Origin of the sequence: Aeromonas veronii (genome assembly GCA_041319085.1) — a bacterium.
Lineage (GTDB): Bacteria > Pseudomonadota > Gammaproteobacteria > Enterobacterales > Aeromonadaceae > Aeromonas > Aeromonas veronii_F.
Window position 1 is genome coordinate 1,761,148 of record CP101033.1, and the last position, 17,525, is coordinate 1,778,672.

Here is a 17,525-nt window from a genome sequence, read left to right on the forward strand (position 1 = left end):
GACTCCTCAGGGCAGCAGGCTCTTGACATCGATGGGTTTGGCTTCGTTTTCGGCGTCCCCTTTCGGCTTGCCGTCGATGGCCATCCCGCTCATGCGATAGAAGTTGTAGTCCGGGTATTTGCCGGGCCCGCTGATCAGCAGATCCTCCTTCTCGTACACCAGATCCTGGCGGCGATACTCACCCATCTCGAAATCCGGTGTCAGCTGGATGGCGGTAGTGGGGCAAGCCTCTTCACACAGGCCGCAGAAGATGCAGCGAGAGAAGTTGATGCGAAAGAACTCCGGATACCAGCGGCCATCTTCCCGCTCGGATTTTTGCAGCGAGATGCAGCCGACCGGGCAGGCGACCGCGCAGAGGTTGCAGGCCACGCAGCGCTCGTCCCCGTCGGGGTCGCGGGTCAGCACGATGCGACCGCGGTAGCGGGGGGCCGCGTAGACTGCCTGCTCCGGATAGTTGAGGGTTTCACGGGGCCGCCAGGCATGGGAGAAGACCATGGCCAGACTGCGTAACTGGGTGCCGACACCCTGAATGATGCTAACAATTTTCATATTGAGTGCCTCACTGCGTACTTATCAGTACAACTGCCGCGGTGACCAGCATATTGATCAGGGTCAGCGGCAAGCAGACTTTCCAGCCAAACGACATCACCTGGTCAAAGCGCGGGCGAGGCAGGGAGGCCCGCAGCAGGATGAAGAACACCATGAAACAGGCGGTCTTCAGGGCAAACCAGATGAAGGGGGGCAGCCAGGGGCCGTGCCAGCCACCGAAGAAGAGGGTCACGATGAGCGAGGAGATCAGCACGATGCCGATATATTCGCCCACGAAGAAGAGACCCCACTTCATCCCCGCATACTCGATGTGATAGCCGTCGGCGAGCTCCTGCTCGGCTTCTGGCTGATCGAACGGGTGACGGTGAGTGACGGCGACACCGGCAAACAGGAAGGTGACAAAGCCCAGGATCTGGGGCACCACGTTCCATAAATCTGCCTGTGCCTCGACGATATCCCGCAGGTTGAAGCTGCCGGTCTGGATGACGATGCCCATCAGCGACAAGCCCAGGAATACCTCGTAGGAGAGGGTCTGGGCCGAAGCGCGCAAGCTGCCGAGCAATGAGTATTTGTTGTTGCTCGACCAGCCGGCGAACAGCACCGCATAGACCGCCAGCCCCGCGATGGCCAGGATGTAGAGCAGCCCCACGTTGAGATCCGCCACGCCCCAGGTGGGGGTGATGGGCACCACCGCAAAGGCCAGAATAAAGGCGGTGAAGGCGATGATGGGGGCCAGGATAAAGATCCGGCGATCGGCGAACGGCGGGATCCAGTCCTCCTTGAAGAACATCTTGATCATGTCGGCGGCCAGCTGGAGCAGACCAAACGGCCCCACCCGGTTGGGGCCATAGCGATCCTGCCACAGGGCCAGCAGGCGGCGCTCGATGAAGCTCATGAAGGCACCAGCCCCCACGATCCCCACCAGCACGATCAGTGCCTTGCCCACCTCCAGCAACAGATCGATCAGCGACTCGCTCATGCGATCACCTCCTGCAGGTTAGTGATTGAGGCTTGTTGCAGCGCAGTCGGCAGGCCGTTCACCCCAAGGGGGAGCCCCACCAGACCGGCGCTCAGCTGTGCACTAAGACGCAGACGCAACTGCCAGTGGCTACCGCCCCAGGAGAAGGAGACCTGATTACCGGCATGCAGGGCCAGACGCTGCGCATCAAGGGGATTGAGCACCAGCTCGGGTTCGTTCATTCGGGCCTGAATGACCGGGCTACGAGCAGACAGCTCCTCGCCGCCAAACAGCTGGGCATAATTGACCACTTGCAGCGCATCCTCTGCCTTGAAGGGGGCGGGGATGGTGGCGAACCAGCCAAGGGTATCCTCTGCAACTTCCAGCAGACGGCGACCCGGCTCGCCTGCACGCAGATGACCACCGACTTCATCCTGGAACTTGTTCCAGGCGGAGGGAGAGTTCCAGCCCGGCGCCCAGGCGAACGGTACTTGCGGCATGTTCTGGCGGGCACCGGCATACCCTTCCATGGAGAAGTTGAAGGGGGAGTCGGGATCCTGCGCCACCCGTGGCTCGCTGACGTTCTGATCCGCCAGCATGGAGGTGCGGCCGCTGTAGCGGTGCGGCTCACGGGCCAGCCGCATGCCACGGATCCGCAAGCCTGCGTTGGGCGCTGCTTCCAGCATGGTGGCCAGCAGCGGCTGGCTGCTGGCGCAAGCGTGGCTGATCTGATCGAAGTTCTGCCAGCGCAGCGGCTTGCGTTCGAGCGCCCCTTGCAGCGCTGCCAGCCAGCGCCACCCTTCACGCACCTGAATATCGGCGTTGTAGAAGGCGGGCGCATAGACCTGGAAGAAGCGCTGGGCGCGCCCTTCCATGTTCACCAGCGTGCCATCGGCCTCGGCAAAACTGGCCGCTGGCAGCACCAAGTCAGCCCTGTTGGCGGTCGGGGTCGCCTGATGGTCGATGACCAGCAGGTGCTGCAGCCGTGCCAGCGCAGCATCCACCCGGTTGCGCGGCGCGCGGCGGTAGAGATCGTTCTCCAGGGTGACCAGCGCCAACCCCTCTTCGGCCTCGATACGCGCAAGGGCGGCTTCAAGCGGCTTGTCTGACAAGGTTTGAGCGCCCAGCATGGCCAGGCCGAGCGAGTTGGCCTCCTGGCCAACCAGCGCGATGCTGGCTTCCAGTCCTCGGCCTTTCAGGGCGCGGGCAATGTTGCTGGCCGCCTCAAGCAGCGCCACATCGCGGGCACTGGAGCCTGCAATGATGAGCGGCTTCTTGGCGTTGCCGAGCAGCTCGGCCCAGCGAGTCGCTTGTGCCTGCTGCTCGGGGCAGAGGTCGGTCACGGCTGGTGCACTCGGGTCGAGCAGGTTGGCGATGGCAAAGCCAATGCGCGCCTGATCGGCATAGGGGGCGTGCAGCTTGTCGGCCGCCACATCGTCCAGACGGGTGGTGTCGAGGCTGGTGATGAGCAGCGGGTAGCGCTCGTTCTGACCCAGAGTCTGAACGGCGGCGACTTGCCACAGATCCACCTTCATCTTGCGGGCCAGCTCGCGGGCCTTGCCCTTAACGGCTTGGCGCAGCGCCAACGCGATACGGGCTGCGCTCATGGTGACATCCTCGCCGAGCAGCAGAATGGCGTCGGCCTCCTCCATGTCCCGCAGGCTCGGGGTTGGCACGCCGCCCTGTTGCAGGATCTGCAGCATCTTCAGCTGACAGGCCCACTCGGCCTGCTCGACGCCTGCGTAGAAGTTGGCTTCACCCACCAGCTCGCGCAGGGCAAAGTTGCTCTCCAGCGAGGCGCGGGGCGATCCGATGCCGATGAGGTCGCTGGCGGTGCGCAGGGCATCGGCGGCTCGGTTGAGGGCGCCATCGACCGTGATGGTCAGCTGGTCGTTGCCATCTTTGAGCAGCGGTTGGCGCGGACGGTCGGCCAGATTGACGTAGCCATAGCCAAAGCGGCCACGGTCACAGAGGAAGTAGTGGTTGAGGCTGCCGTGGAAGCGGTTTTCGATGCGGCGCAGCTCGCCATAACGCTCGCCCGGACTGATGTTGCAGCCCACGGAGCATTGCTGGCAGATGCTGGGGGCAAACTGCATGTCCCACTTGCGGTTGTAACGTTCGGAGTGGGTCTTGTCGGTGAAGACGCCGGTGGGGCAGACCTCCACCAGGTTGCCGGAAAATTCACTCTCCAGGGTGCCATCCTCGACCCGCCCGAAATACACGTTGTCGTGGGCACCATAGACCCCGAGATCCTCGCCACCGGCATAATCCTTGTAGTAACGGACGCAGCGGTAGCAGGCGATGCAGCGGTTCATCTCGTGACTGATGAAGGGGCCCAGCTCCTGATTCTGGTGGGTGCGTTTGGTGAAACGGTAGCGACGGCTGTTGTGGCCGGTCATCACCGTCATGTCCTGCAGGTGGCAGGCGCCGCCCTCTTCGCACACCGGGCAGTCGTGGGGGTGGTTGGTCATCAGCCACTCCACCACGCTCTTGCGAAATTCTTTAGCCTCTTCATCCTCGATGGCGATGTAGCTGCCATCGGTGGCCGGGGTCATGCAGGACATGACCAGACGGCCGCGCTTGTCATCGGCATTCTGATACTGTTTGACCGCACACTGGCGGCAGGCGCCAACGCTACCCAGCGCCGGATGCCAGCAGAAATAGGGGACGTCCAGACCCAGCGACAGACAGGCTTGCAGCAGGTTATCTGCTCCGTCTACCTCGTACTCTTTGCCGTCTACATAAATGGTTGCCATACAACTTCCCTGAAACCTGTTTTGTGAAATCTGTGGTGTCGTTACCAGCGCTCGCCCAGCAGATTGGGCTGGATCCCTTTGACCGGCTTGCGGTTATCACCGCTGCCTTTGATCCCGGCCTCGAATTCGGAGCGGAAATATTTGATGGCGCTGGCCAGCGGCTCGACGGCGCCCGGTGCGTGGGCGCAGAAGGTCTTGCCCGGGCCAAGAAAACCGCAGAGTTGTTCCAGAGTCGCCAGATCGCCGGATTGCCCTTCGCCACGCTCCAGTGCCCGCAGCAGCTTGACGCTCCAGGGCAGGCCATCGCGACAGGGCGTGCACCAGCCACACGACTCGCGTGCGAAGAACTCCTCCATGTTGCGCAGCAGACTCACCATGCTGATGGAGTCATCCACCGCCATGGCGAGGCCGGTCCCCATCCGGGTGCCGACCTTGCCGATACCGGCGGTATACATCTGGGCATCGAGGTGCTCCGGCAGCAGGAAGCCGGTGCCTGCGCCGCCCGGTTGCCAGGCTTTCAGGCGATAGCCGCTCTTCATCCCACCAGCGTAGTTTTCAAACAGCTCGCGGGCGGTGATGCCAAACGGCAGCTCCCAGACGCCCGGGTTGTTCACCTTGCCGGAGAAGCCCATCAGCTTGGTGCCGTGATCTTCCGAGCCCGGCAGCGCCAGCCCGTGATACCAGGCGACCCCGTTGCCGATGATGGCGGGGACGTTGCAGAGGGTCTCGACGTTGTTGACGCAGGTGGGTTTGCCCCAGACGCCGGAGACGGCGGGGAAGGGGGGTTTGGCACGCGGGTTGGCGCGGCGCCCTTCCAGCGAGTTGATAAGGGCCGTCTCTTCGCCACAGATGTAGCGACCGGCGCCGGTGTGGACGAACAGCTCGAAGTCAAAGCCCGAGCCCAGAATGTTCTTGCCCAGTAGACCGGCGGCCTTGGCCTCTTCCACCGCCCGGCGCAGGTGGATGGCAGCATCCACATACTCGCCGCGCAGGAAGATGTAGCCGCGATAGGCCTTGAGCGCCCGGGCACTGATGATCATCCCCTCGATCAGCAGGTGGGGCAGTTGCTCCATCAGCAGGCGATCTTTCCAGGTGTTGGGCTCCATCTCGTCGGCGTTGCAGAGCAGGTAACGGATGTTCATGCTCTCGTCTTTGGGCATCAGCCCCCACTTCACGCCAGTGGGGAAGCCCGCGCCGCCGCGCCCCTTGAGACCGGCATCCTTGACGGTGCTGACAATCTCGTCCGGGCTCATCTGGCCGAGCGCCTTGCGGGCTGCTTCATAGCCCTGCTTGGCCTGATACTCCTCCAGCCACACCGGCTGGCCGTCATCACGCAGCCGCCAGGTGAGCGGGTGGGTCTCGGCCGTACGCGGGGTGCGATTGGCGGTGCCAAGAGAGGCGAGGATCTTGTTCTGCGGCAGGCTCATGGGTAAGCCTCCAGAGTTTTCAGCAAGGTCACCGGATCGAGGCCGCCATAGGTGTCGTCATCGATCATGATGGCAGGCCCCTTGTCGCAGTTGCCAAGGCAGCAGACCGGCAGCAGGGTGAAGCGGCCATCCGGGGTGGTTTGACCGGGGCCGAGGTTCATCACCTCCTTGAGACCGGCCATCAGATCTTCATGACCATTGATGTAGCAGACCATGCTGTCGCAGACGCGGATGATGTGGCGCCCGACCGGCTGGCGGAAGATCTGGCTATAGAAGGTGGCGACCCCCTCCACATCGCTGGCGGGAATGCCGAGCTCGGCCGCGATGGCGTGAATGGCGCCGTCGGGGACCCAGCCTCTGGCCTGCTGCACGATCTTGAGCGCTTCGATGCTGGCGGCGCGGGGATCTTCGTAGTGGTGTTTCTCGTGTTCGATGGCATCGCGTTCAGCCTGGCTCAGAGCGAAGTCGCCCTGTTTGCTGCTGCATGCCCCTTGCCCCTGTGGGGTCTGATTATTGTGACACTGACATTGCTGGCTCATGACTTGACCTTTGGTGGCTTGTCCTTTTACTGCTCGTCCGGTGATCCGAATTCCCGGCCATGGCCGGGAGGCGGGATCACTTAACGGTCCACATCCGACATAACGAAATCGATACTGCCCAGATAGACGATGAGATCCGACACCATGCTGCCCTTGATCACCGAGGGGATCTGCTGCAGGTGAGCAAAGCTCGGGGTGCGGATCCGGGTCCGGTAGCTCATGGTGGAGCCGTCACTGGTCAGGTAGTAACTGTTGATCCCCTTGGTCGCCTCAATCATCTGGAACGACTCGGCTGCGGGCATCACCGGGCCCCACGACACTTGCAGGAAGTGGTTGATCAGGGTCTCGATGTGCTGCAGGGTGCGCTCTTTGGGCGGCGGCGTGGTGAGGGGGTGATCCGCCTTGAACGGCCCCTCCGGCATGTTCTTCATGCACTGCTCGATGATCGACATGCTCTGGCGGATCTCCTCGATCCGCACGGTGGCTCTGTCGTAGGCATCGCCATTGCTGCCGACCGGCACCTCAAAGTCGAACTGGTCATAGCCGGAATAGGGGCGCCACTTGCGCACGTCGAAGTTGAGGCCGGTGGCGCGCAATCCGGCCCCCGTGGTACCCCAGGACAACGCCTGCTCGGTGGTGTAGGCAGAGACGCCTATGGTGCGACCGCGCAGTATGCTGTTGCGCATCGCCGCTTTTTCGTAATCCATCAGCCGTTTGGGCAGCCAGCTCAGCAGGTTGTCCTGCACCAGTCGTTGCCATCCCTTCGGCAAGTCGTGGGCGACACCGCCGATACGGAACCAGGCCGGGTGCATGCGGGCACCGGTGATCGCTTCGATGATGGTGTATATCTTCTGCCGGTCGGTGAAGGTGAAGAAGACCGGGGTCATGGCCCCCACGTCCTGGATATAGGTCCCGAGGAACAAGAGGTGGCTCTGGATGCGGAACAGCTCCGCCATCATCACCCGGATCATGTCGACCCGCTGCGGCACCTTGATGCCGGCCAGCTTCTCGACCGCCAGCACATAGGGGAGGTTGTTCATCACCCCGCCCAGATACTCGACCCGGTCGGTATAGGGGATGTAGCTGTGCCAGGACTGGCGCTCGCCCATCTTCTCGGCACCGCGATGGTGATAGCCGATGTCGGGCACGCAGTTGCGGATCTCCTCGCCATCGAGCTGCAACACCAAGCGGAAGGCGCCGTGGGCAGAGGGGTGGTTGGGGCCGAGGTTCAAGAACATGTAGTCCTCATTCTCGTTGCCGCGGGCCAGGCCCCACTCTTCCGGTTTGAACAGCAGGTTCTCCTGCTCCATGTCCTGTTTGGCGGCATCGAGCATGAAGGGATCGAATTCGGTGGCCCGCGCCGGGTAATCCTTGCGCAGCGGGTGACCCTGCCAACTCTTGGGCATCATGATGCGAGTCAGGTGAGGGTGGCCATCGAAGGTGATGCCCAGCAGATCCCACACTTCCCGCTCGTACCAGTTGGCATTGGGGAAGTGGTTGGTGATGGTGGGCAGATGCAGGTCACTCTCGGCCAGCGCCACTTTCAACATCACATCGGCGTTACGGTCGATGGAGATGAGGTGATAGAAGACGGTGAAATCGCTCTGGGGCAGACCGTCGCGATGGCTGCGCAGCCGCTCGTCGGTGGCGCTGAGATCAAACAGCATCACAAACGGGGAGGGCACCTTGCGCAAGAAGCCCATCACATCCTGCAGCAGTTCGCGGGGAAGCCAGACTACCGGCACGCCGGTGCGCGTGGTCTGCACGGTGAAGTGCTCGGCCCCGAAGTGAGAAAACAGTTCGCCAATGACTTTGGCATCCTTGTGGTCGCTGGGCTGCCACTGGGCCATGGCGTAATTGCTGGGAAAATCACGAGTCAGTTTCATGGTCAGATCTCATCCGGCGTGCGCAGGTTGGTCACATTGATCCGTTCGCCGCGCTTGCGCTCTTTTTCGGCCTGCATCTGGGGACGGTAGATCCCCTGATCGCCCACTACCCAGGAGAGGGGGCGGCGCTCTTTGCCGATGGAGTCCTGCAGCAGCATCAGGGCTTGCAAAAAGGCTTCGGGACGGGGCGGGCAACCCGGAATGTAGACGTCGACCGGCAGGAACTTGTCTACCCCCTGCACCACTGAATAGATGTCATACATGCCGCCGGAGTTGGCACAGGCCCCCATGGAGATCACCCACTTGGGTTCGAGCAGCTGTTCATACAGGCGCTGGATGACTGGCGCCATCTTGATGAAGGGGGTCCCTGCAATCACCATGAAGTCGGCCTGACGGGGCGAAGCGCGGATAACTTCGGCGCCGAAGCGGGCCACATCGTGGGGGGAGGTGAAGGCGGTACACATCTCCACGTAGCAGCAGGAGATGCCGAAGTTGTAAGGCCAGAGGGAGTTTTTGCGGCCCCAGTTGACTGTGTCTTGCAGCACCTCCTCGAGACGGCCCATCATGATGCCGCGCGTCGCTTCTTGCGCCAGTGGGTCATCGACGGTCTGGCGCTGCTCCTGGGGGTAGCGCTCAACGGGTGCATCCGGGTCAATCCGGGTCAGGGTGTACTTCATGGTGCAACCTCAAGGAAAGGGTCTGTGGTTCAATCACTGTTTTTGTTGTTCAGCTGCGGTTTGCGCGGTGACCAGTCCAGTGCGCCGATGCGCCAGAGGTAGATCAGGCCGATAAGCAGCAGTCCGATGAAAATGGTGGCTTCAATAAAGCCGACCCAGCCGCTCTCCCGCACGGAGACAGACCAGGCGAACAGGTAAAGGGCCTCGACGTCGAAGATGACGAAGAACATAGCGACCAGATAGAACTTGGCGGAAAAACGCAGGCGGGCACTGCCGACCGAGTCGACACCAGATTCAAATGGCTTGTTCTTGGTGCGGCCGTAGGCACGACCTCCCAACAGGGCGGCCAAACCTATCATCACCAGACAGATGGTGATGGCACCGATGACATAAATGGCAAAAGCCCAATGTTGAGCAGAAATATCAGCAAACATAGAGGTTTTTCCTAACCAAATTAATCAAGTGACTTAACAATAATGTTACGCATTATGACACTTTCGTACTGATTTACATGTCATTTTTACGGGTTAATTATTAATCGGTTAACTGGTAATTAAATTTTGTTAAGAAGCGCACTTTTTTGTTGGTTATGGCGGGCGGGAAAGAGTTGGAAAGTGCAGCAAGCTGCTTCGCGCCCTCACCTGAAAGGGGTAAATATCGCGTGTGAAGCCGGGTCTTGTCGGCATCGCGGACCGGGAGCCTGGGTGGGCGAAGAGTGTGATGGCGGGTGAGATAGGGGCTATGACAAGGGTGATAAAAAGAGAGGCTCGCAAGCCTCTCCTGTCGTGACGATCCGGTTATAGGAATGAGTGGTCAGGGTTTGAGCAGTTGCAGCGACTCTTCTGCTGCCTTGCCTTGAGAGAGGGTGATATCGACCCGGCGGTTCGCCTGGCGATGTTCAGCCGTGTCATTGGCAAAGCGGGGTTGGGTATCGGCAACCCCCTGAGCGATGACCCGTCTGGCATCCAGATGGGGGTTGGTCAGCATGGTCTGCACGATGGAAGAAGCCCGCAGTACAGAGAGCTCCCAGTTGTTGCGATAGAGCTCCACCGGCGCCTGGGAATCATCGGTATGGCCGGTGACCACCACCTGCCCCGGAATGTTGGCCAGAATGCCGGAAATCTTGTTGACCAGCGGGATGAACTGGGGTTGCAAGAATGCCGAGTCAGCGGGAAATAGCGCCTTCTCGCCGATGCGGATCACCAACTGACTGCCAAGCTGCTCGACCTCCAGATCCTTGGATTCGATCTGGGCCTTGAGCTGCTGTTCCAGTTGCTGCTTGGTCACCTGTACCCACTCCTGCTCCTTTGTCTTGTGGGGCCAGGATTCGGTGGCGCTCGGTTTTTCCGAGGCACCTATGGTCTCGTTGAAGGGGTCCGATGCCGCCAAGGGGGCATCTTTCTCCAGCACCGTCTCTTCTTTCGGGCTGCTCGGCGTAGTTTTCGATTCCGGTTCAAGAATCCCTGTGCCCCCCTGCATCAAGGGTGAGCCGGCAGGCGGGGAGATGAGGCCGATTTTACCCAGCGACTCGATAAAGCCCTGGATAAGCACCCGGGTTTCGGACTGCTTTGCCATGGCAAAGGAGTAGAGCACCACAAACAGGGCGAACAGCAGGGTCATGAAGTCGGCATAGGAGACTAGCCAGCGTTCGTGGTTCTCCGGTGCTTCAGCCTTTTTCTTTTTGGCCACCGTGACCTCCCAGATAAGGTTCGAGGGTAACTTGCAGGCGCGCCTGCGACTCACCATCCACGATGCAGAGAATGCCGGTCAGGGTCATCTCCTTGTAGTGGCGGATCTGGTGGGCAAACCCCTTGTAGCGGTTGCCGAACGGCAAGAAGATCAGGTTGGCGGCGGATACCCCGTAGATGGTGGCGATAAAGGCCACCGCGATGGCGCCACCCAGCTTGTCCGGGGCATCCAGCAGACCCATGGCGTGGATCAGGCCAAATACCGCGCCGACGATCCCCATGGTCGGGCAGTAGCCGCCCATGGCTTCATAGAATTTGACCGTCTGTTCGAGATCTTCCTGTTCAAATTCGATCTCATTCTCCAGCACCTCGTGGATTTTGGCCTTCTCGTAACCATCGACCATCATCTGCACCCCTTTCTTCAGGAAGGGATCCTTAATCTCCTCGATCATCCCTTCCAGCGCCAGCATACCGCTGCGGCGGGCGTTGCCTGCCAGGGTTTCCAGCAACTGGGCTTGTTCCAGCATGTCGAGTTTGAGGGGAGATAGCAGCCATTTGAAACGCTTCATGGTGCTGCCGACGACGGAGAAGGGGAACTGGGTCAGCGCAGCACCTATGGTGCCGCCGATCACGATGAGGAATGCGGGCAGATCGAGCAGTGCACTGGGGTGCCCCCCCTCGATCATGTTGCCGCCAAGGATGGCGATCAACGCCAGTAGCAAGCCAATTAAGCTCATTTTTTACACGTCCCTGCATGTTGTTAATGGCTAGTGTAACCATTTAAGTATCAGTTTTTCAAAATGATATCCAATCTATGAGCAATTAATGGGCGCTCTGTAACGGATGCAAGGGGAGGGGGATCCCCCTCATTGGATCACCCGGTAATCACCCTGTAGAGTGGTGGCTGGGAGGCATTTTGCAGGACTGCTCGTTCAGCGGATCAAGATATGTAGGGGGCGCGAGTGTGAGAACAGAAAGGAAAAAATCCCTGATGTTTCCAGCAGGTTTTTGCAAGGTGAGAGTGCCACAGAGGAGTGGCATCTTTTGGCTGCCATCTGGCGGATACAACGACCTGGATGAAATGAGATCTCATCCAAGTCAATCCGTGATCACACGATGGTTGCAACAGAGCGGGTTATTTCTTGCCGAAACCCGACTGCTTGAGGGTATAGCCGGCGCTGTTTTGCCAGGCATCCAGGCCGCTGCGGTTATTGCCTGCCACCAGACTGGCGGCCAGGCTCGGGCTGTTGAACAACTGATCGGCGGTAAAGACAAAGCCGCCCTGACTGCGGGCCACCAGGATCCCCTTGTTCAGTAACTCCAGACGTAATTCGATCACCGCTTCACGCAGGGAGGCGGCATCCTCACCATTGGCGGTGGAACCCGCCAGCACCATAAAGCCTGGATTTTGCCGCTTGCCCACCGGATAACCGTGAGCCTCAGCGCCCTTGCCGTTGAAGTGGTAGAGCTCGCGTTCTCCCGGCCGGTTGTCGGAAAGTGCCTTTTGCAGGGTCATCAGCTCGTTGTAGATCTCGATGGGGACAACGGCAGCCTGCTTGTTGCCCTTGTTATCGATGATAAAACTGACTTGCTTGTGTAACATCCTTGCTCATCCTGTGCCCCATAGAAGGCTCTATTCTAACCACCTCGGGCAACCATGATCCAGCAAGGATCCCCATCTCTTTTGCTGCATAGATCACTAACCGACGCAGTCGATACACGGCTGAAAGCCGCGAAGAGTGGGATGACGTGGTGGCTGCCGATATGGACAGCGGTAGCGCAGCGAGCCCTCAGTGAAATATGGGAGAGGTAGGCATGGCTGGGACCGCCATGCCTACCGCGACTTTATTATCTGCGTTGACGAGCATCGCAACAGGGTGTCAGGCGGCGCTGCGTTTGCCCGCTAGCAGCCAGTAACTCAGGGTAGAACCCACGCCGCAGCAGGCGATGGCGATGGCCATGGGCAGCGGCGATTGGGGCGGATTGAGGTTGACCAGAATGCCCACCACGGCGCCGATGCCAAAACGCAGGGTGCCCGCCAGTGCCGAGGCAGTGCCCGCAGATTGCGGGAAGTGGCCCATCAGACCGGTCATGGCGTTGGCGCCCACCAGACTGATATGGCCGATAAAGAGCACCACCGGAATGACGATGCCCCACAGGCCGCCAGTCTGGCTCCAGGCGTTGTAGATCAGCAGGGCGCCCGCACAGGGCAGCACCAGCAGGCCGTATTGCAGCATCCGCTCGGAGCCCACCCCTTTCACCAGTCGGCTATTGACGAAGGTGACCACCATCATCAGCAGGACATTGAGGCCAAACAGCCAGCCGTAGTGCTCGGTCGGTACCTTGAAGTACTCGATATAGACGTACGGGGAGCCACTTAAGAAGGCGAACATGCCAGAGCTGGAGAGGGCGCCGCACAGCACATAGCCCATGGCGCCGCGATGGGAGAGTACGCCCCAGTAGTTCTTGAGGATCTGGCCCAGATTGAGGGGTTGGCGGTGCTCGGGCTTCAGGGTCTCCTGAATTTTCCACTGCATCACCAGACAGACCAGCAAGCTGATCCCCACCAGCAGCCAGAAGATCACCCGCCAGCTGGCGTGGGCGCTGATATAGCCACCCACTACCGGCGCGACAAGAGGGGCGAGCGTCATCACCAGAATGACGAACGACATGGCGCGAGAAAACGCATCCTTTTCAAACAGGTCGCGCAGCAGCGCATTGACCACTACCGACCCCGCCGCGCCGCCTGCTGCTTGCAACATACGATAGGCCAGCAATTCGGGCAGGGAGTCTGCCATGGCGCAACCGACCGAGGCGATGGCAAACATGGTCAGCCCCGCCAGGATCACCGGCTTGCGGCCGTAGCTGTCGGCGAGCGGGCCATAGAACAGCTGGCCGATGGCAAAACCACCCAAAAAGGCGCTGATGGTGAGCTGGGCGCCGTCGATGCTGGTGGCCAGATCCCGGGCGATGGCCGGAATGGCGGGCAGATACATATCCACCGCCAGCGGGGTCAGGCCCGCCAGGGCACCGAGCAGGATAAAGAGAACACGGGGGAGAGCATGGTGGCCTGGGGGGCTGTGCTTGGGGCATAGGGTATCCGCTGGTAAACCTTGGCTGAAAAAGGGAGAAGGGCGAGTCTATCAGGTTTGCCCCCGCTCGGCATGACGTTCCTGCCCTCTCAAAAGGGGGAGGTGCCCGGCCGCTCAGGCACCTTGGGGATCACGCTTGCGCTCGTATTGGCGTACTGCACGGATCACGCCCCCCAGCCAGAGTAGCCAGGCCAGCAACGAGGCGGCATAACCGAGTCGCTCCGGCCAGCGGGCGGTGAGGGTAAAGGTGAGACTATGTTGTCCGGCGGGCACCCAGACCTGCACCAGCCCGTTGCGGGTGCTGCTGACGCTAAGGGGCAGATGCTGGTCGAGCCTTGCCTGCCAGCCCGGGTAGTCAAACTGGTGCAGGACCAGCTTGGCGGGCGCCGGGGTATCCAAGGTCAATTCGATATGGCGCGGCTGCCAGCGCAGGATCTGCCAGTCCACCCCCGGGTGGTCGCTGGTGATAGCGGGTTGAAACTCATCTTTCCAGGCCAGCAGGGTGGGGGCAAACATGCCGCGCGGCACCTGCTTTGGTCGGTATTCGCGGGCGCTGCGCTTGCTGTCAAACTCCCCATCAAGCTGACTCTTGACGGGGGCTTGGGTGAGTGGCGCCTCGCGTACATAGAGCCCCTGCGAGAGCAGGGTGACGGTAAGCAGCAGCCACCAGACCCACTGCCACGGGCGATAGGTGGGGGTACCCAGTGCCACCACGGCGACGGTAGCGATGACCAGCAGCAGATTGAGGCGCCAGGGAAATTGCACCAGTTGCAACGGGGTGAGCTGCCGCCACAGGGGCTCGCTTGGCGGCAGCATCATCAGAAAGCTCAGGGTGCCAATGGCACCCCAGATCAGCAGTTCGGGATGGTGTGGCTCGCGAGCGGCCGCCCAGCCCACCAGCAGCAGGGCCAGGGTGAGCAGAGTCAGCCAGGCGAGATGACCGCGAAAGCGCCAGTCATCCCGGCTCTGGGGCAAGCGGTCGAGAAAGTTGCGCTGAAACTCGAACATGCCGGTACGCATCTGCTCCATGGAGATCCCCCCCTGATCCAGCAGCGCGGGCAGCAGCAACAGGCTGGCCATCGCCAACCCCCAGAGCTGGCCCAGCAGGGTGCCGATGAGCGGGGAGGTGGTGACAGGGACACTGACAAGCGCTGTGCTCCCCTTGTAGCGCCAGATCAGCAGCAGGCTGCGCAGGGTGAGCAAGCCCAGAATGAGCAGGGTGCTTGGTAGATGGGAAAGCACCAGCATGGAGACGGCCAGTGCGAGCAGCAGTAGGGCAAAGGGGGCGCGGCGGCAGAGGCGATCCTGCGCCAGCAGTGCCAGCGGCGCCCAGACGAAGGCCCAGCTCTCTGCCAGGGCAAAACGGGCGTAGATATCGATAGCCAGATGATAGGGCAGCGCCATATAGAGCAGACTGGCCGCCAGCGCCCGTCCGTGGCCGGCAAAGGGGCGCAACCAGAGATAGGCAAACAGGCCGGAGAGCCAGAGTGCCACGCTGCTGCTCCATAGCAGCGGTGTCATCGCCTCGTGGGCCAGTGGGGTAGGGCCGGCGAACAGGGCGCTCACATAGTAGGGCAAGGGGGGATAGAAGAAAAAGACCGGGCTGCCGAAGGCGCCGTTCATCTCCATCAACCAGCGCGGATAGAGCTCACCTTGCCACAGTTGCACGGCAAAGAAGTGACCGGAGAGCAGGTGGTGAAACAGATCATGGCCCTGACTGCCGCCGCGCAGCCAGAATGGCAGCAACAGGAAGGCGCAGGCCCCGGTCAGCACCGACAAAACCCACAGCCACTCTCTGGTTACACGCATAAGGAGACTCATCTGTTATGGATGCGCAGTGAGTGTAATCGAGTTATTCCCTTACTTTGGCGTCCGCCGGATGAAATTTGTGCACTTTTTCTCCGGGCTGCCACGGGTGTTTTGAGCAGTCTGCCGTGAGGGGATGGCGAGCCAGAGTCCGGGCTCGGCGGCAAAGCGTGGGGCAAACCAGTGTTGGCGCACCGCAGTGGGCATTTCGTTCGCGGCGATGGGGCTGCGACTGAGACGGCAGGCTCCCTGAGAGAGCGCCAGCGCAGCATCCCCCTTGTACCAGCCATCGGTGACGGCCAAGGCCGTAGTCTCCCGCAGCAGCCGCACTCCCCACTGGGTCACCAGCGTCGGGCAAGTTTTTTCTGCCAGTTTTGCCGCCTGCACCATGGCGGGCGGACCGGGCAGGGTGAAGGTCGTGCCGAGCAGCAGCAATCCGGCCACCGCGACCGGCCACTCGCCACGGCGCGGCAGCCAGCCTGCCAGCAGCACGATACCGAGCAGGGTGACGGGGGCCAGATGGCGGGGATTGTCGGGATTCTGGCCAAACAGGGTCCAGAGCAGCAGGGCAAGCCAGTAGAGCGTCCAAAGCGGGGATAGGGCGGCAGGGTGGTCTTTTGACCGTTGCCAAAGTGGCAGCATCAGCAAGGCTCCGACAGCCAAGGGCCAAAGCGGAGTGAGCTGATCGTTGAAGGTGTTCGCCCAGCTGAGCAGTCGATCGCCGTGGGCCGCTGCGGTGTTGCCCCACAGGGTAAAGTGGCCGTCGGTAAAGCGCCGCCCCTCGCTGAAATAGGCCCAGCCATCGGCTTGCCAGACAAACAGCAGGCATGCTAGCCCCACCAGCACGATGGGGAGCACAAACCTGATGCGCGTTTCCTTCTGCGCCAGCCCGAGCCACAGGGGCAGCAGCGCCAGCACAAAATAGGAGGGGCGCAGCGCCAGCATAAGGCCCAGCAGCAGACCCGCCAGTGCAATTCTGCGCTGCTGCAAGGCCAGCAGCGTTCCGAGCCAGGCGGCGAGCGCCGGCCCATCCGAAAGGCCGGAGAGGGCGAGCGTTGGGGTGAGCGGCAGTGCCAATACCAGCAGCCAAACCGGCGCCAGCAGGCTTGGCCGTTGCCACAGTTTTACCGCCAGCAAGGCGGCGAGCGGCGCCAGCAAACTGCTGCCGAGCAGACTTGCCCACTGCACCGCGCGGGCCGGGTCGTCCACCAGCAGGTTGATCAGCCGCGCCAGCCAGATAAAGGCGGGATATCCCGGAAAGTGGGGGGAGAACTCCAGTACGCTAAAGCGCGTCACCCCGTGGGCGAAATTGAGGGCATCGTCGGAATCGAGCGCCACCGGGAAGGCCTGCAGCCAGCCAAGCCAGGCCAGTTGCAGCAGGGCAAGCAAGTAGGGTCGATTAGCGAAGCGTAATCGGCCGTGGTGAAGCCCCCCTTCTCCCCTTGCGGGAGAAGGGCCGGGGATGAGGGGGGCCATCGGCATCAATGAGAGGCCATCAAAGCGGCGCCAGTACGGCCATCAGCGTTTTTTCTGCATCGCTAAAGGCGGTGGCATCGGCGGGCTTGGCGCCCACCCCGAATACCCCCGGGTTGCCGATGGCATCCAGCACCTTGGCCAGCGCCTGTTCGGCCGCCTTGCGATCCCCTTCGCTGAGGGAGGGGAGGATCAAGTCGAGGAAGCGCTTGCTCTTGACCACCAGCACCTTGGCGGTCTGGTAGTCGCCAAGATTCTGGCTGGCCCCTTCGAGGCGGCGCTCTATCTCCGCCTTGTAGGCGCGGTTGAGCAGGGCTGCGGTGGCGGAGGCATCTTGGCCCTTGATGGCTGCAGCCAGCGGCCCTTGCAACTCCACCTTGTGGTGCTGTTCCAGATAGGTCAGCTCGTCGGCAATCTCGCTCAAGGTGGCGCTGGCATCCTTGCCGTCAGTGGCGGCGCCCAGCAGCGCTTCGCGGGCGTCGATCAGCGGCTCCTTGCCGGCGGCGGCGTAGGAGTAAGCCTGCGCCTGACCGCTCAGGGTCAGCAGCAGGGTGAGGGCGAGTAAACCCGGGCGGATGGTCATCCTGTTCTCCTTACTTATGCCAATGGCGCGGCACTCAGGCCACGCTCTGGGTTTCAATCACGGTATTTTCGTTGCGCTGGTTGAAGGTGTT

15 protein-coding genes are annotated in these 17,525 nt (G+C 61.4%); all 15 read right to left on the reverse strand.

Annotated features, from left to right (window positions below; all coding sequences use genetic code 11):
• Positions 1 to 6 precede the first annotated feature (6 nt).
• The 15 genes from nuoI to NMD14_08550 all read right to left on the reverse strand — a co-directional run bounded on the left by nuoI (position 7) and on the right by NMD14_08550 (position 17,434).
• Entirely contained in the window at positions 7 to 549 is a 543-nt protein-coding gene (nuoI, locus tag NMD14_08480) for an NADH-quinone oxidoreductase subunit NuoI (GenBank protein XEI34401.1), read from the reverse strand.
• 10 nt (positions 550 to 559) lie between these two features.
• A complete protein-coding gene (gene nuoH / locus NMD14_08485; GenBank protein XEI34402.1) occupies positions 560 to 1,528 on the reverse strand; it encodes an NADH-quinone oxidoreductase subunit NuoH in 969 nt (322 codons plus the stop codon).
• Positions 1,525 to 4,263, reverse strand: coding sequence for an NADH-quinone oxidoreductase subunit NuoG (gene nuoG, locus NMD14_08490; protein ID XEI34403.1), 2,739 nt, complete (start codon positions 4,261 to 4,263; stop codon positions 1,525 to 1,527). Before nuoG ends, nuoH begins: the two co-directional genes overlap by 4 nt.
• A gap of 41 nt (positions 4,264 to 4,304) precedes the next feature.
• Positions 4,305 to 5,690, reverse strand: coding sequence for an NADH-quinone oxidoreductase subunit NuoF (gene nuoF, locus NMD14_08495; protein ID XEI34404.1), 1,386 nt, complete (start codon positions 5,688 to 5,690; stop codon positions 4,305 to 4,307).
• Positions 5,687 to 6,229, reverse strand: a complete 543-nt coding sequence (nuoE, locus tag NMD14_08500) for an NADH-quinone oxidoreductase subunit NuoE (protein XEI34405.1) — start codon at positions 6,227 to 6,229, stop codon at positions 5,687 to 5,689. Before nuoE ends, nuoF begins: the two co-directional genes overlap by 4 nt.
• A gap of 80 nt (positions 6,230 to 6,309) precedes the next feature.
• Positions 6,310 to 8,115 (reverse strand): NADH-quinone oxidoreductase subunit C/D, encoded by a 1,806-nt coding sequence (nuoC, locus tag NMD14_08505; protein XEI34406.1) that lies wholly within the window; start codon positions 8,113 to 8,115, stop codon positions 6,310 to 6,312.
• Between the two features lie 2 nt (positions 8,116 to 8,117).
• On the reverse strand, positions 8,118 to 8,792 hold the full coding sequence (locus NMD14_08510) for an NADH-quinone oxidoreductase subunit B (GenBank protein XEI34407.1): 675 nt from the start codon (positions 8,790 to 8,792) through the stop codon (positions 8,118 to 8,120).
• A 29-nt stretch (positions 8,793 to 8,821) separates the two neighbouring features.
• Positions 8,822 to 9,226 (reverse strand): NADH-quinone oxidoreductase subunit A, encoded by a 405-nt coding sequence (locus NMD14_08515; protein XEI34408.1) that lies wholly within the window; start codon positions 9,224 to 9,226, stop codon positions 8,822 to 8,824.
• Between the two features lie 379 nt (positions 9,227 to 9,605).
• Positions 9,606 to 10,481 (reverse strand): flagellar motor protein MotB, encoded by an 876-nt coding sequence (locus NMD14_08520; protein ID XEI34409.1) that lies wholly within the window; start codon positions 10,479 to 10,481, stop codon positions 9,606 to 9,608.
• Positions 10,459 to 11,217 (reverse strand): flagellar motor protein, encoded by a 759-nt coding sequence (locus NMD14_08525; GenBank protein ID XEI34410.1) that lies wholly within the window; start codon positions 11,215 to 11,217, stop codon positions 10,459 to 10,461. Before NMD14_08525 ends, NMD14_08520 begins: the two co-directional genes overlap by 23 nt.
• A 398-nt stretch (positions 11,218 to 11,615) precedes the next feature.
• Positions 11,616 to 12,083 (reverse strand): DUF4357 domain-containing protein, encoded by a 468-nt coding sequence (locus NMD14_08530; protein XEI34411.1) that lies wholly within the window; start codon positions 12,081 to 12,083, stop codon positions 11,616 to 11,618.
• Between the two features lie 277 nt (positions 12,084 to 12,360).
• A complete protein-coding gene (locus NMD14_08535) occupies positions 12,361 to 13,521 on the reverse strand; it encodes a Bcr/CflA family multidrug efflux MFS transporter (GenBank protein XEI34734.1) in 1,161 nt (386 codons plus the stop codon).
• A 165-nt stretch (positions 13,522 to 13,686) separates the two neighbouring features.
• Positions 13,687 to 15,381, reverse strand: coding sequence for a hypothetical protein (locus tag NMD14_08540; GenBank protein ID XEI34412.1), 1,695 nt, complete (start codon positions 15,379 to 15,381; stop codon positions 13,687 to 13,689).
• Between the two features lie 51 nt (positions 15,382 to 15,432).
• Complete coding sequence (locus tag NMD14_08545) at positions 15,433 to 16,767, reverse strand: hypothetical protein (GenBank protein XEI34413.1); 1,335 nt, start codon at positions 16,765 to 16,767, stop codon at positions 15,433 to 15,435.
• A gap of 106 nt (positions 16,768 to 16,873) precedes the next feature.
• Entirely contained in the window at positions 16,874 to 17,434 is a 561-nt protein-coding gene (locus NMD14_08550) for a hypothetical protein (GenBank protein ID XEI34414.1), read from the reverse strand.
• Between the last annotated feature and the right edge of the window lie 91 nt (positions 17,435 to 17,525).

Excerpts from the sequence above, each read along its gene's own strand:
- nuoI (XEI34401.1), bottom strand. The coding sequence starts at position 549 with ATGAAAATTGTTAGCATCATTCAGGGTGTCGGCACCCAGTTACGCAGT.
- nuoH (XEI34402.1), bottom strand. The coding sequence starts at position 1,528 with ATGAGCGAGTCGCTGATCGATCTGTTGCTGGAGGTGGGCAAGGCACTG.
- nuoG (XEI34403.1), bottom strand. The coding sequence starts at position 4,263 with ATGGCAACCATTTATGTAGACGGCAAAGAGTACGAGGTAGACGGAGCA.
- nuoF (XEI34404.1), bottom strand. The coding sequence starts at position 5,690 with ATGAGCCTGCCGCAGAACAAGATCCTCGCCTCTCTTGGCACCGCCAAT.
- nuoE (XEI34405.1), bottom strand. The coding sequence starts at position 6,229 with ATGAGCCAGCAATGTCAGTGTCACAATAATCAGACCCCACAGGGGCAA.
- nuoC (XEI34406.1), bottom strand. The coding sequence starts at position 8,115 with ATGAAACTGACTCGTGATTTTCCCAGCAATTACGCCATGGCCCAGTGG.
- NMD14_08510 (XEI34407.1), bottom strand. The coding sequence starts at position 8,792 with ATGAAGTACACCCTGACCCGGATTGACCCGGATGCACCCGTTGAGCGC.
- NMD14_08515 (XEI34408.1), bottom strand. The coding sequence starts at position 9,226 with ATGTTTGCTGATATTTCTGCTCAACATTGGGCTTTTGCCATTTATGTC.
- NMD14_08525 (XEI34410.1), bottom strand. The coding sequence starts at position 11,217 with ATGAGCTTAATTGGCTTGCTACTGGCGTTGATCGCCATCCTTGGCGGC.
- NMD14_08530 (XEI34411.1), bottom strand. The coding sequence starts at position 12,083 with ATGTTACACAAGCAAGTCAGTTTTATCATCGATAACAAGGGCAACAAG.
- NMD14_08540 (XEI34412.1), bottom strand. The coding sequence starts at position 15,381 with ATGCGTGTAACCAGAGAGTGGCTGTGGGTTTTGTCGGTGCTGACCGGG.
- NMD14_08550 (XEI34414.1), bottom strand. The coding sequence starts at position 17,434 with ATGACCATCCGCCCGGGTTTACTCGCCCTCACCCTGCTGCTGACCCTG.